The sequence below is a fragment of the Elioraea tepidiphila DSM 17972 genome, assembly GCF_000378465.1.
Classification (GTDB): domain Bacteria; phylum Pseudomonadota; class Alphaproteobacteria; order Acetobacterales; family Acetobacteraceae; genus Elioraea; species Elioraea tepidiphila.
The window spans coordinates 54,054-66,778 of sequence record NZ_KB899918.1; the positions used below are offsets into that span (position 1 = coordinate 54,054).

The 12,725-nt window shown below is 73.0% G+C and carries 13 protein-coding genes; 6 read left to right on the plus strand and 7 right to left on the minus strand.

Annotation, left to right across the window (positions count from 1 at the left end; genetic code table 11):
• Positions 1-14: 14 nt before the first annotated feature.
• From F563_RS23885 to F563_RS0108625, 3 genes are read left to right on the plus strand one after another with little or no spacing between them, the layout of a single operon-like run.
• Entirely contained in the window at positions 15-1,418 is a 1,404-nt protein-coding gene (locus F563_RS23885; protein ID WP_019014262.1) for a vWA domain-containing protein, read from the plus strand.
• Positions 1,418-2,626, plus strand: a complete 1,209-nt coding sequence (locus F563_RS0108620) for an aminotransferase class V-fold PLP-dependent enzyme (protein ID WP_019014263.1) — start codon at positions 1,418-1,420, stop codon at positions 2,624-2,626. The genes F563_RS23885 and F563_RS0108620 overlap by 1 nt, the downstream gene beginning before the upstream one ends.
• Positions 2,619-3,410, plus strand: a complete 792-nt coding sequence (locus F563_RS0108625) for an enoyl-CoA hydratase (protein WP_019014264.1) — start codon at positions 2,619-2,621, stop codon at positions 3,408-3,410. The genes F563_RS0108620 and F563_RS0108625 overlap by 8 nt, the downstream gene beginning before the upstream one ends.
• Here the strand turns inward: F563_RS0108625 and F563_RS0108630 are convergent.
• The 5 genes from F563_RS0108630 to F563_RS22070 are packed head-to-tail and all read right to left on the minus strand — an operon-like array spanning position 3,401 to position 7,827.
• Positions 3,401-3,892 carry a CinA family protein gene (locus F563_RS0108630; RefSeq protein ID WP_019014265.1) on the minus strand — a complete coding sequence of 164 codons (492 nt, stop codon included), beginning with the start codon at positions 3,890-3,892 and terminating at the stop codon, positions 3,401-3,403. The two genes, F563_RS0108625 and F563_RS0108630, sit on opposite strands and share 10 nt — an antisense overlap.
• Positions 3,889-4,350 (minus strand): phosphatidylglycerophosphatase A family protein, encoded by a 462-nt coding sequence (locus tag F563_RS0108635; RefSeq protein ID WP_019014266.1) that lies wholly within the window; start codon positions 4,348-4,350, stop codon positions 3,889-3,891. Before F563_RS0108635 ends, F563_RS0108630 begins: the two co-directional genes overlap by 4 nt.
• On the minus strand, positions 4,347-5,189 hold the full coding sequence (locus F563_RS0108640; protein WP_019014267.1) for an alpha/beta fold hydrolase: 843 nt from the start codon (positions 5,187-5,189) through the stop codon (positions 4,347-4,349). Before F563_RS0108640 ends, F563_RS0108635 begins: the two co-directional genes overlap by 4 nt.
• Positions 5,186-5,890, minus strand: coding sequence for a haloacid dehalogenase type II (locus tag F563_RS0108645; protein ID WP_019014268.1), 705 nt, complete (start codon positions 5,888-5,890; stop codon positions 5,186-5,188). The genes F563_RS0108640 and F563_RS0108645 overlap by 4 nt, the downstream gene beginning before the upstream one ends.
• Positions 5,887-7,827 carry a lytic transglycosylase domain-containing protein gene (locus tag F563_RS22070; protein ID WP_019014269.1) on the minus strand — a complete coding sequence of 647 codons (1,941 nt, stop codon included), beginning with the start codon at positions 7,825-7,827 and terminating at the stop codon, positions 5,887-5,889. Before F563_RS22070 ends, F563_RS0108645 begins: the two co-directional genes overlap by 4 nt.
• Positions 7,828-7,945: 118 nt before the next feature.
• Here F563_RS22070 and dapA point away from each other — a divergent pair, with 118 nt between their 5' ends.
• From dapA to F563_RS23890, 3 genes are all read left to right on the plus strand, one after another.
• The gene (gene dapA, locus F563_RS0108655) at positions 7,946-8,824 is read left to right on the plus strand and encodes a 4-hydroxy-tetrahydrodipicolinate synthase (RefSeq protein WP_019014270.1); all 879 of its coding nucleotides are present in this window, start codon (positions 7,946-7,948) and stop codon (positions 8,822-8,824) included.
• A 115-nt stretch (positions 8,825-8,939) separates the two neighbouring features.
• Positions 8,940-9,383 (plus strand): SsrA-binding protein SmpB, encoded by a 444-nt coding sequence (smpB, locus tag F563_RS0108660; RefSeq protein ID WP_051089360.1) that lies wholly within the window; start codon positions 8,940-8,942, stop codon positions 9,381-9,383.
• Between the two features lie 224 nt (positions 9,384-9,607).
• Positions 9,608-10,540: an META domain-containing protein gene (locus F563_RS23890; protein ID WP_162140583.1), complete on the plus strand. Its 933-nt coding sequence runs from the start codon at positions 9,608-9,610 to the stop codon at positions 10,538-10,540.
• Here F563_RS23890 and F563_RS22085 read toward each other — a convergent pair.
• The gene (locus tag F563_RS22085; RefSeq protein WP_019014273.1) at positions 10,528-11,412 is read right to left on the minus strand and encodes a DMT family transporter; all 885 of its coding nucleotides are present in this window, start codon (positions 11,410-11,412) and stop codon (positions 10,528-10,530) included. The genes F563_RS23890 and F563_RS22085 overlap by 13 nt on opposite strands.
• A gap of 59 nt (positions 11,413-11,471) precedes the next feature.
• A complete protein-coding gene (locus F563_RS0108680; RefSeq protein WP_019014274.1) occupies positions 11,472-12,611 on the minus strand; it encodes a bifunctional 2-C-methyl-D-erythritol 4-phosphate cytidylyltransferase/2-C-methyl-D-erythritol 2,4-cyclodiphosphate synthase in 1,140 nt (379 codons plus the stop codon).
• Positions 12,612-12,725: the final 114 nt, after the last annotated feature.

Here is a 12,725-nt window from a genome sequence, read left to right on the forward strand (position 1 = left end):
CTAGCATCCCCGCCATGCGCGCCGCCCTCGCCCTGCTCGCCGCGCTGGCCGCCACACCGGCCGCGGCCCAGGCACCTGACGCCCTGCTGATCCTGGACGCCTCGAACTCGATGTGGGGCCGGGTGGACGGCCGGCCCAAGATCGTGATCGCCCGCGAGGCGGTGGCGGTTCTCGCGCGTGCGTTGCCTGCCGGCACCCGCATGGGGCTGATGGCATTCGGCCATCGCCGCCCAGGCGATTGCGGCGACATCGAGCTGGTGCTGCCGCCGGGGCCGGTCGATCCGGCGGGGTTCGCCGCGCGCGCGGCAGGCCTGACGCCGCGCGGCCGCACGCCGCTCACCGCCGCCATCACCCGTGCGGCCGAGACGCTCGGCGCCAGCGACCGGCCGGCCCGGATCATCCTGCTCTCGGACGGGATCGAGACCTGCCATCCCGACCCGTGCGGGGCGGCGCGCGCGCTGAAGGCGACGGCCGCGGAACTGGTGGTGCACGTGATCGGCTTCGACGTCGCCGAGCCCTCCGCCCAGGCGCAGCTCGCCTGCATCGCCGAGGCCACGGGCGGCCGTTTCGTCGCCGCCGCCTCGGCCGGCGATCTCGCCGCCGCTCTCGCCGCAGTCACCGCGACCGCGCCGCCGCCGGCACCTGCCGTCGCTCCGCCGCCGCCCGCCGCACCGACCGAGACCAACCTGACCTTGGAAGCGGCCGAGATCGACGGCGGCCCCAGCGTTCCGGTCGGCACCTGGGCGCTCGTCGCGCTGACCGACCCGCCGCGCACGGTGATCAGCGGCGACGGCCGCGCGCAGCCGAGCCTGCGCGTGCCGGCGGGGCGCTACGAGGCGAGGGTGATCGCCGGCACCGCGCGGGTCGCCGAACGCTTCGATGTCACGGGCGCCGAGCAGGTGCATCGCGTGGTGCTCAACATCGGCACGCTGCGCACCCGCGGCCTGCTCGCTCCGGGCGGGGCGCAGACGGGCGGAAACTGGACCGTGCTCGCCGACGAGGTGCCGGGCGCGCGGCCGGGCGAGAGTGTCGCGACATCCGGCGCGCGCGACCCCCAGTTCCGGCTGGTGCAGGGCTCCTACCGGCTGCGCTTCCGCGCCGGCGAGGCCGAGGCGGAGGCGGACGTGTTCGTCCCCGCGGGCCAGACCGTGACCCAGGAGATCGTGCTGAACGCGGCACAGGTCGCCGTCACCGCGACGCGCGGCGGCCGTCCGCTCGGGGGCGTGCTGTGGGAAGTGGCGGTGCGCGAGCCCGACGGGCGGCTCCGCCGCATCGCAAGCTCGGGTGCGGCGACCGGCCGCTTCACCCTCCCAGCGGGCGCCTATGTGCTGCGCGTGCGGGTGGACGGCGCCTGGCGCGAGAGCGCGGTGACGCTCGCCGCCGGCCACACCGGCGACCTCGCCGTGCCGGTCGATTGATGCCGCGCGACGGGACCGGGATCGATGTGACGCGGCTGCGCGCCGACACCCCGGGCTGCGCACGGGTGCTGCACCTGAACAACGCGGGTGCGGCGCTGCCGCCGACGCCGGTGCTCGATGCCGTGATCGGCCATCTGCGGCGCGAGGCCGAGATCGGCGGCTACGAGGCGGCCGACGAGGCCGCAGAGCGCGTGCAGGCGGTCTATGCCTCGATCGCGCGGCTGATCGGCGCCGCGCCGGACGAGATCGCGCTGGTCGAGAGCGCGACCCAGGCCTGGACGCTCGGGTTCCACGCCTTCGATCTGCGGGAAGGCGACCGCATCCTGACGGCGCGCGCGGAGTACGCCTCGAACGTGATCGCGTTCCTGCATCTCGCGCGCGCCCGCGGCGTGGTGGTGGAGGTGGTGCCGTCGGATGCCGACGGCGCGCTCGACGTCGAGGCGCTCGCGCGCATGATCGATGCGCGCACGAAGCTGATCGCGGTCACGCATGTGCCGACCAATGGCGGGCTGGTGAACCCGGCGGCGGCGATCGGCGCGGTGGCGCGCGCGCATGGCGTCCCGTTCCTGCTCGATGCCTGCCAGTCGGTCGGGCAGCTGCCGATCGATGTCGGGGCGATCGGCTGCGACATGCTGTCCGCCACGGGCCGGAAGTTCCTGCGCGGCCCGCGCGGCACCGGGTTCCTCTACGTGCGGCGCGCGCTGCTCGACCGGCTGCGCCCGCCCTTCCTCGATCTCCACTCCGCGCGCTGGACCGGGCCGCGCGACTACGCGATCGAGGCGGGCGCGACGCGGTTCGAGTTCTGGGAGAGCGCGGTCGCGAACCGGCTCGGGCTCGGCGCGGCGGCGGACTATGCGCTCGCGGTCGGCATCGTGGCGATGGCGGCGCGGATCGGTGGGCTGGCGGAGACGCTGCGCCACCGGCTCGCCGCGCTGCCCGGCGTGGCGGTGCACGATCTCGGGCGCGAGCGCTGCGGCATCGTCACCTTCACCGTGCCGGGGATGACGGCGCGCGAGGCCTCGGCGCGGCTGCGCGCGCAGGGCATCAACACCTCGGTCTCGACCGCGCCCTTCGCGCGCTGGGACATGGAACCGCGCGGGCTCGCCGAACTGGTGCGCGCCTCGCCGCATGCCTACAACACCGAGGACGAGCTCGACCGCTTCATCGACGCGGTCGCTGGCCTTGGCGGAGGGACGCGCGATGGCTGATCTGCTGCTGCGCGAGGACGACGCGGGTGTCGCGACGCTGACGCTGAACCGTCCGGCGGCGCGCAATGCGCTCTCGCTCGCGCTGCTCGACGCGCTGGCGGAAACGCTGGCGGCGCTGGCCGGCGACGGCGCGGTGAAGGCGGTGGTGATCACCGGTTCGGGTCCGGGGTTCTGCGCCGGGCACGACCTGCGCGAACTCACCGAGGCGCGCAACGATCCCGATCGCGGCGAGGCGTTCTTCGAGACCACCATGACGCGCTGCGCCGAAGTGATGCAGGCGGTCGCGACGTGTCCCAAACCCACGATCGCCGCGGTGAACGGCATCGCCACGGCGGCGGGCTGCCAGCTCGTCGCGTCCTGCGACCTCGCGATCGCGGATCCGCGCGCGCGGTTCTGCACCCCGGGCGTGAACATCGGCCTGTTCTGCGCCACCCCGGCGGTGGCGCTGTCGCGCGCGGTCGCACGCCGCGACGCGCTGGAGATGCTCTACACGGGCGACCTCTATGACGCCGCGCACGCGCAGCGCATCGGCCTCGTCAACCGCGTCGTGGGCGAGGGGCAGGCGCTCGCCGAGGCCAAGGCGCTGGCCGCGGGGATCGCCGAACGGCCCGCGAGCGTGGTGCAGGGCGGCAAGGCGGCGTTCCTGCGCCAGGAAGGACTCTCTCTGTCGGATGCCTATGCGGATGCCGCGCGGGTGATGGTCGAGCAACTGCTGGCGCAGGCGTCGAAGGAGGGCATCGGCGCGTTCCTGGAGAAGCGCGCGCCGGTCTGGCCTCAGGACTGAGCCGCGGCCCGCGCCAGTCGGAACGCGGCGGCGACACTCGCTTCGCGGACCGCTGCCCGATCCCCGGAGAACACGTGCCGCTGGACCACGGGCTCGGAGCCCCGGCGCTGCACGCCGAGGAACACCAGCCCCACGGGCTTGGTCGCTGTTGCCCCGCCGGGGCCCGCGATGCCGGTGACGCTGAGTGCCACGTCTGCGCGGCTGCGTTTGAGCGCGCCAACGACCATCGCATGCGCGACCTGCTCGCTCACCGCGCCGACCTCGGCGATCAGCCCGGGATCGAGGCCGAGCATCTCCGCCTTCGCCTCGTTCGAGTAGGTGACGAAGCCGCGTTCGACCACGTCGGACGAACCCGCGATCGCGGTCAGCGTGGCCGCGATCAGCCCGCCGGTGCAGCTCTCCGCCGTGACGAGACGAAGCCCACGCGCGCGATAGAGCGCGAGCAGCGCCTCGGCCTGCGTCAGCAATGCGGGGTCGATCATGGGAACCACTCCGTCGGCAGGACGAACGCAAGGGCGACAAGCACGAGCGCGGCAAGCGCGCCGGCGAGCAGATCATCCAGCATCACCCCGGTCGCGCCGCCCTGGCGATCGGCCCAGCCGACCGGGCCGGGCTTGGCGATGTCGAACAGCCGGAACAGCACGCAGGCGGCCAGCACGCCGGCCCAGCCGAAGGCCGGCAGGCCGGCGAGCGCGACCCACATCCCGGCGGCCTCGTCGATCACGATCCACTGCGGGTCGGCGTCCGTTGTGCGTGCCAGTTCCCGCGTCGTCGCCCACCAGCCGAGCGCCGTCAGGAGCACGGCACCGGCCGCCACCGTCAGCGGGCCGGCAAGCGCAAGCAGCGCCGCGCCGGGCACAACGGCAGCGATGGAACCCCAGGTGCCGGGACCGGGCCGAAGGAACCCCGCGCCGAGCAGCGAGGCGATCGCGCGCGTCACGGCTGCGCCTCGATCCAGGCATCGAGCGCTGGCGCGATCTCCGGTTCCGACAGCGTCGGCGCGTGGCCGATACCGGGCAGCACCAGTTCCGCCATGTCGGGCCGGCGCGCGCGCATGCGCGCGGCCGTCTCGGCCGAGAGGATGTCGCTCGCTCCGCCGCGCACGAGCAGCAGGGGAACGCGCCGGAGCGCGCCGAACAGGGGCCAGAGATCGGGCAGGACCCGTCCGTCCAGCGTCCGCGCGATCGCCGGGTCCCAGTTCGCCGACCAGCGCCCGTCCGGATCACGCGCGAAGGTCAGCGCGGCGAATTCGCGCCACTCCTCCGCCGTGGTGAGCGACAGCCAGGGCAGCGTCCGACGCAGGAAGTCGGCTGCATGCTCCAGGTCCGGCTGGGTGTGGCGGCCGCCGATGAAGCCGCGCACGAAGTCGAGGCCGCTGCCGCCGACCTCCGGGCCGATGTCGTTCAGCATCACCGCCGCAACCAGCCCCGGCCGCGCGGCCGCGAGCCCCATCGCCAGCAACCCGCCGAGCGACGTGCCCAGCACGACCGCGCGCGGGACGTGCAGGGCGGCGCAGACATCCAGCACATCACCGAGCGTTCGCTCCGCGCGGTAGCGGCACCAGTCGCGCGCGCGATCCGAAAGTCCGCGCCCGACATAATCCGGCGCGACAACGAGCCGCCGGGCAGCATGGCGCAGCGCGACGCGGCCGAAGTCTCCGCCCGTGCGGACCATGCCCGGCAGGCAGAGCAGGGGTGTGCGCCCCGTGCGCTCGCCCCAGATCCGCACCGCGATGCCAAGCCCGTCCGCGGCCGAGACCCGCCGGACCGCCCCGCTCACGCCGCTTCGGCCGTGCCCGCGAGCAGCGCCGGCAGCGCCTCCGGCGTGGTGATGGTCTCGACGGGCGGTGCCCAGGCGAACTCGGCGCGTGCCTCACCGCGGTTGAGCCAGATCGCGGTCAGTCCCGCCGCCGTTGCCCCCGCGACATCCCACGGATGGGCCGAGACATAGGCGATCTCGGCGGGCGCCACGCCGAACCGGCCGGGCGCGAGCGCATAGACCTCGGGGGCGGGCTTGAACAGGCCGGTCGGCTCGGCGCTGATCAGCGCATCGAACAGCGGGTAGAGGTCGCCCGCCTTCACCGCCGCGGTCAGCATCGTGACGGAGGCATTGCTGAGCAGCCCGACCTGGCGGCCGCGCGCGCTCTTGAGCGCGTGCAACACGGCGCGGATGTCGGGGAAAGGGGGCGCCTGCAACTGGCCCTGCATGAGCCGGGCGCGCAGGAGCGGGTTCTTGCCGAAGCCCGTGACCGCGAGCGCGTGATCGAGCGCCTCGCCCGTCACCTCCCAGAGATCGATGCGCCGACCGGTGATGGTCGAAAGCCAAGCGTACTCGAACCGCTTGGCCTGCCAGAGCCGCGCGAGCGGGCCCGCCTTCTCGCCGAGCACGTCCGAGGCGCGCAGCACGGCGCCGATGCTGTCGAACACCGTGCCGTAACCCGAGAACACCACGGCACGGGTGGCGGCGAGGCGATCGCTCATCGGCTCATCACCAGCACGGGATGCGCGGAGCCCGCACCCGCGCGCGCCTGATAGATGGTCTGGCTCTCGATCACCCGCATCACGTAGTTGCGCGTCTCGTTGAACGGAATGAGCTCGATCCAGTCGATCGGATCGGTCTCGCCCACGCGCGGATCGCCATGCAGGTTCAGCCATTGGCGCACCCGGTGCGCGCCCGCGTTGTAGGCGGCGAGGGCGAGCGGCACCGCACGGTCGAAATCCTCGAGCCGCTTGGCGAGATAGGCGGTGCCGAGCCGCATGTTGGCCAGCGGCTCGAACAGCCGGCCGGCGAGCGACGGTTCGCCGAGCTCGCGCGCCATCGCCCGCGCGGTGGCCGGCATGAGCTGCATCAGTCCGCGCGCACCGGCGGGGCTGACGGCGTTCGTCTCGAAGTTGCTCTCCTGGCGGATCAGCGCGAGGGCCAAGGCAGGCTCGACCTCCGGCGGCGGGCTGAACGGCGTCGGCCAGCCGGCCTGAGGCAGCACCGTGCCGTGCCGGGCCATCACCCGGCGCGCGATCCAGACGGCCGTGTCCTCCTGGCCCAGCCGGACCGCGAGCCGCGCGGCGAGCGCGCGATCGATCGGATCGGGCGCGAGATCGGCGAGTTGGAGCAGCACCTGGCGCGCGCGCCGCGGCTCGCCGACCTCGACCAGCAGCCGCGCCGCCTGGGCGAGCTCGCGCCGTTCCCACAGCGCCGCGTGATCCGGATCGGCCTCGGGATCCGAGAGCGCGGCGATGCGTGCGCGCAACGACGACTCGGACTCGCCGGCGGCGAGCGCGCCGAGCTGGCCGTAGAAGGTGAGGGGATGCTCGGCCGCGGCGCGATAGGCGGCCTGGGCCTCCTCCGCACGCTGGGCGGCGAGCAGCGCGCGGCCGCGCCAGTAGGCGCCGCGGCTGACGCTGATCGGCGCGGTCGCCGCCTGCTCCAGCGCCGTGAAATGCCGCAGCGCATCCTCGGGGCGGCCGAGCTTGCGCAGCGCGATCCAGCCGGCGAGGAACTCGGCCTCCAGGAAATCGACCGAACCGCGATCGGTCAGCCCATGCCCGGCGGCGATCCGGTAGGCGGTCGGCGCGTCGCTCAGGCGGATCAGCCGCCGGATGATGATGTGGCGCTCGGACCAGAACTGGCCCTGCCGTTCCTCGGCGGCGGCCTTCTGCGCGGCCGCGCCCTCGGCGAGCCAGAACCGCGCGGCCTCGGTGTCGCGGTCCTGCTGGCGCAGCGCGCGGGCGCGCTCGAAGAACACCACCGGGTCGCGGCGGTGCTCGGGCGTGAAGCCGAAATCGCCGGCCGAGCCGGACAACGCCTCCAGCCGCGCGCGCAGCACCGCCTGGCGGGCGGGCGGCACGCGATCCAGCAGCCGGCGCGCGCCCTCGGCGTCGCGCGCCCAGGTGAGGCGGTCCGCCCGCGCCCAATGGTCCTCGGGGCGGAGGATGGCGGCATGCTGTTCGAGGAAACGACGCTCCTCGGCCGCGTTGCCCGGCAGGTCCACCCAGACGGAGCGGCGCAGCCGGACCGCACCGGCACGGTCGCCCGCAGCCTCCAGCGCCTCGGCATAGCGCAACCGGCCGTTCACTCCCGTCGGCGGATGGCGGGTGAACCAGCTCCGCACGGCGGCATGGTCGATCAGCGCGGCGTGCACCTCCTCGGCCCTGCGGGCAAGGGTGACCTGCAGCGGCCAGTCGGGGTTCTCGGCGATGAAGCGGGCAAGCTCGCCGGCGCTGGTCGGGCCGGAGAGCAGCCTGAGCCAGGTGATCGTCTTGGCCGCCACGGGCTGGGTGCAGCGCGCCGGCTCCGCCCAGCGCCCCTGCGCGGCGGCTGTCAGGGCCGTCCTACAGGCGTCGTTCAGCGGCTGGGCAGCGGCGAGACCGGGCAGCACCAGCAGCGGCAGCGGCAGCAGCCGACTCAGGACTCCGCGCATGCCTCGCTTGTAGAGGCCGCGCGGTTAACAAAACAAGCGCCCCATGGACACGGGGGCGTGCAGGGGCCAGTTTGCGGCCCACGCGGCGCCGCGCCGCGCTCTCGGGGAGATCGACGCCATGTTCAAGGGATCGCTCGTCGCGCTGATCACGCCGATGCGCCGGGACGGCGCGATCGACGAGAAGGCCTATCAGGACTTTGTCGCCTGGCAGATCGCCGAAGGCACGCACGGGCTCGTGCCGGTGGGCACCACCGGCGAGTCGCCCACGCTCAGCCACGACGAGCACAAGCGCGTGGTCGAGCTCTGCATCGAGGTGGCGAAGGGCAAGGTGCCGGTGATGGCGGGCACGGGCTCGAACAGCACCGAGGAGGCGATCGACCTGACGCGCCATGCGAAGAAGGCCGGGGCGGATGGGGCGCTGGTGGTGACGCCCTACTACAACCGCCCGACCCAGGAGGGGCTCTATCTCCACTTCAAGGCGATCGCCGAAGCCGTGGACATCCCGATCGTGATCTACAATATCCCCGGCCGTTCCGCGGTGGACATGACGCCGGAGACGATGGGCCGGCTCGCCAAGCTGCCGAACATCGTCGGCGTGAAGGACGCGACGGCGAATCTGACGCGACCGCTGCATCAGAAGCGCACCTGCGGGGCGGACTTCATTCAGCTCTCCGGCGAGGACCACACCGCGCTCGCGTTCAATGCCGCCGGCGGCGTGGGCTGCATCAGCGTCAGCGCGAACGTGGCGCCACGGCTCTGCGCCGAGATGCAGACCGCCTGGGCGAAGGGCGATGTCGCGACCGCGACGCGGATTCAGGACCGGCTCACCCCGGTGCACGACGCGATGTTCTGCGAGACCTCGCCGGGGCCGGTGAAGTACGCCGCGCATCTGCTCGGCAAGTGCGAGGAGACGTGCCGGCTGCCGCTCGCGCCGATCGCGCCCGCGAGCCGGGAGAAGGTGCGCTCCGCGCTGGTCGAGGCGGGGCTGATGAACTGATGCCGCTGGCCCACAGGGCCACAGGTGCGCGCAGGGTCGATGTGGCGGCTGCGCGCGAACGCAAGGGTTCTCGGTGGCGAAGGACGCGAAGAAGAAGGGCCTGATCGCGCATGGCATGGTCGCGCAGAACCGCAAGGCGCGGCACGACTATGCGATCAAGGAGACGCTCGAGGCCGGGATAGTGCTGAAGGGGCCGGAGGTGAAGAGCCTCCGGCACGGCCGCGCGACCCTGACCGAGGCCTGGGCGGGCGAGCGCGACGGCGAGCTCTGGCTGTTCAACCTCTACATCCCGGAATACCAGGGCGGCATACTCAGCCGCTTCGAGCCGCGCGCGCCGCGCAAGCTGCTGGTGCACAGGAAGCAGCTCCGTTCGCTGATCGGCGCGGTGACGCGCGAGGGCGCGACCCTCGTGCCGCTGCAGATTCATTTCAACGACCGCGGCCGGGCGAAGGTGCTGCTCGGGCTCGCCGAGGGGCGGCGCAAGGTCGACAAGCGCGCCGTGATCAAGGAGCGCGACTGGCAGCGGGACAAGGCGCGGATCATGCGGGCGCGGGGCTAGGCGCGGGTCACGTCTCGGCGAGGTCACTGTTTCGGCGTGGGGCGCGGTACCGTCGCTCTGGCAGAACCGCCGCCATTGGATTGAGCGAACGGGGAGCGCCGATGCGTCGGGGTTGGATGGCCGCCATGGTCGCCGTTGCGTGTGCGATGTCTTCCTCTGTCGAAGCGAATGAACCACGTGCGACCGCTCCGGGGCTGATTCTGCCCGGCAGCTTCGCCGGCGACTTGCCCGCGGCCCCGGGTCCCGGCGTGCGGCACCAGCTCGATCTCTGGCCGGACCAGTTCTTCCAGCTCCGGCGCAGCTGGCTCGGCCGCGACGACAGCCGCGACATGGTCGGGCGCTGGCATGTCGATCCCGGCCGCCGGGCACTGGTGCTGGAGGGCGGAGAGAGCCCGGCGCCGCAGTTCGAGATCCTCGGCAACGGGAATCTGCGGATGCTCGACCCGCAGGGGCAGCGGATCGAGTCCGCGCTCCCCTATGAGCTCGACCGGGCGGAGAGCTTCGCGCCCTTCGAGCCGAAGCTCACGCTGCGCGGCATGGTCCTCTACTTCGCCGATGCCGCACGCTTCACCGAGTGCCGCTCGGGGCGGAACTTCCCGGTCGCGATGGAGGCGGATTTCGTCGCCCTCCAGCGCGCGTATCTGGAGGCACGGCAACTGCCGCAGACCCCCGTGCTCGCCACGGTCGAGGGACGGATCGCGGCGCGGCCGCGCATGGAAGGCGAGGGGACGCAGTCGACCGTGGTGGTCGATCGCTTCGTCGCGGTGCATCCGGGCGCGGCCTGCGACCGCGTCGAGACGGCACCGTCGCTGCGGAACACCTACTGGCGGATCATGCGGCTGCGCAACGTCGACCTCGCGGCCGGCCAGCGCCGACGCGAGCCCCATCTGCTTCTGCTGGCGGATCAGCCGCGTTTTGCCGGCACGGTCGGCTGCAACCAGATGCTGGGCGGCGCCGAGATCACGGGCGATTCGATCCGGTTCCGTCCCGGCCCCTCGACGATGATGGCCTGTCCGCCGCCGATCGATGCCGAGGAGCGGCTGTTCGTCGAGGTGCTGGGGTCGGTGGCCTCGTGGCGGATCGATGGGCGAACGCTCGCGCTGCGGGACGGCGCCGGGCGCACCGTGGCGCTGCTGGAGGCCGCCTATCTGCCCTGAGCGGGCGCGGTTTCGACCGCGGTCGCGAGCCGGATGCCGAGCGCGATCGGCACGATCGCCAGCAGGTCGATCGCGCCGAGCGGCTCATCCAGGATCGCCCAGCCCATGATCAGCCCCACCGGGGGCATCAGGAAATGCAGCGCAGTGGCCGAGCCCGCGCTGCCGCGGCGGAGCAGCAGAAACCACAGCATCAGCGCGCCCACGGAGACGACGCCGATCTGCCAGGCCATCGCGGCGACGAATTGTACGCCGAGCTGAATGGTGGCGGGGTTCTCGAAGGCGAGGCCGAGCGGCAACAGGGCAGCGCCGGCGGCGAGTTGCTGGGCGCCGACGACCACCATCAGAGGCGCGGTCGGCGAAACGCGCTTGAAGGCGATGGTGCCGGCGACCATCGCGCCGAGCGAACCGAGCATCAGGGCGACGCCGAGCGCGCTCTCGCCGGTCACCGCGATGCGGTGGCGCACCAGGAAGGCGACGCCGGCGAAACCGAGGGCGAGACCGAGGATGCGGCGCAGGGTGAGGCGTTCGCCCAGCAGCGGGACGGCGAGAGCGGCGACCACGATCGGCGCGGTGGAGGCGATGACGTTGGCCAAGCCCGAGGAGAGCGGCTGGGCCATGGCGTTCCAGGCAAGGCCCTGGTAGCCGCCCTGGTTGAGCACACCGAGCCAGGCGAGGGTGAGCCAGGGAATCGTGCCGGACAGTTCGCGTCGCGCGGCGGCCCAGGCGAGCAGCAGTGCGCCGGCGAGCAGGAAGCGGATGCCGAGGAACAGGGTGGGCGGACTGACCGCGACCGCAAACTTGGTTGCGACGAAGGCCGACGACCACGTCAGCACGAAGAGGACGACCAGGGTCAGGTAGAGGGGGCGGGACACCGCTCAGGCCACCGCCGCGCCGTGCGACCAACGGGAGCGCGGCCCCCCGCTGGCGTTCTTCATGGCAGCAGCACCGTGACGGCCGCCTGGGCGGCGATGCCCTCGCCCCGCCCGGTGAAGCCGAGCCGTTCGGTCGTGGTCGCCTTCACCGAGACCGCGCCGGCGTCGACTCCCATGAGGGCGGCCAGCCGTTCGCGCATCGCCGCGGCGTGCGGGGCGATCTTGGGCCGTTCGCAGATCAGCGTGACATCGGCGTGGACGATGCGCCCGCCACGCGCGGCGACGCGATCAGCAGCATGCTTCAGGAACAGGGCGCTGTCGGCGTCTTTCCAGGTGCTGTCGGAGGGCGGGAACTGGGTACCGATATCGCCCTCGGCGAGCGCGCCGTAGATCGCGTCGCAGAGGGCGTGAATTCCAACGTCGGCGTCCGAATATCCTGCAAGTCCAAACGAATGTGGCACGTGGATGCCGCAGAGCATCAGCGGTCGGTCGGGCGCGAAGCGGTGCACGTCGAAGCCGGTGCCGATGCGGGGCGTGAGGCGCGCGTCGAGCAGCGCCTCGGCGCGGGTGAGGTCGTCCGGGGTGGTCACCTTCAGGTTCTCCTCCGAGCCCGGGACCAGGTGGACGGTCATCCCGGCGGCCTCGGCGACGGCGCCGTCATCGGTGAGCGACAGCCCGGCGGCGGCGCGGTGCGCGGCGAGGATCGAGCCGAACCGGAAGCCCTGGGGGGTCTGGACACGCCAGAGGCCCTCGCGCGGGACGGTCTCCGTGACGATGGCAGCCTCCGCGCGCTTGAGCGTATCGGTGACGGGAAGGGCGGGAAGAGCGGCTTCGGCACCCCCGGCAAGCGCATCGCAGACGGCGTCGATCACCCGTGCGGGCACCAGCGGACGCGCGGCGTCGTGGATCAGCACGGCGTCGGGCGGGTCGGCGGCGAGCGCCTCCAGCCCGGCGCGCGCGCTGTCCTGGCGGGTCGCCCCACCCGGCACGAGGCCCGATCTGGGGAAATCAGGACACGCGGCGGCAAGGGACTCCACGGGGCCCACGAGCATCACCCGGCCGATCCGGGGGTGGCTGACGAAGGCCCGGACCGCGCGCGCGACGATCGGCACGCCGCCGATGGCGACGAACTGCTTCGGCGTGGCGCTCCCGAACCGGGTGCCCGAGCCTGCCGCCAGAATGAGCGCCGCGATCCGCATGGCGGCCGGACGCTACGGGGACGGCGACGCCCGCACAACCGGCACCGCGTTGCACGGATCAGGGCAGTTCGGTAGTTTGCCCAAATCATGGGCATTCCAGCATCCGAGACTCGC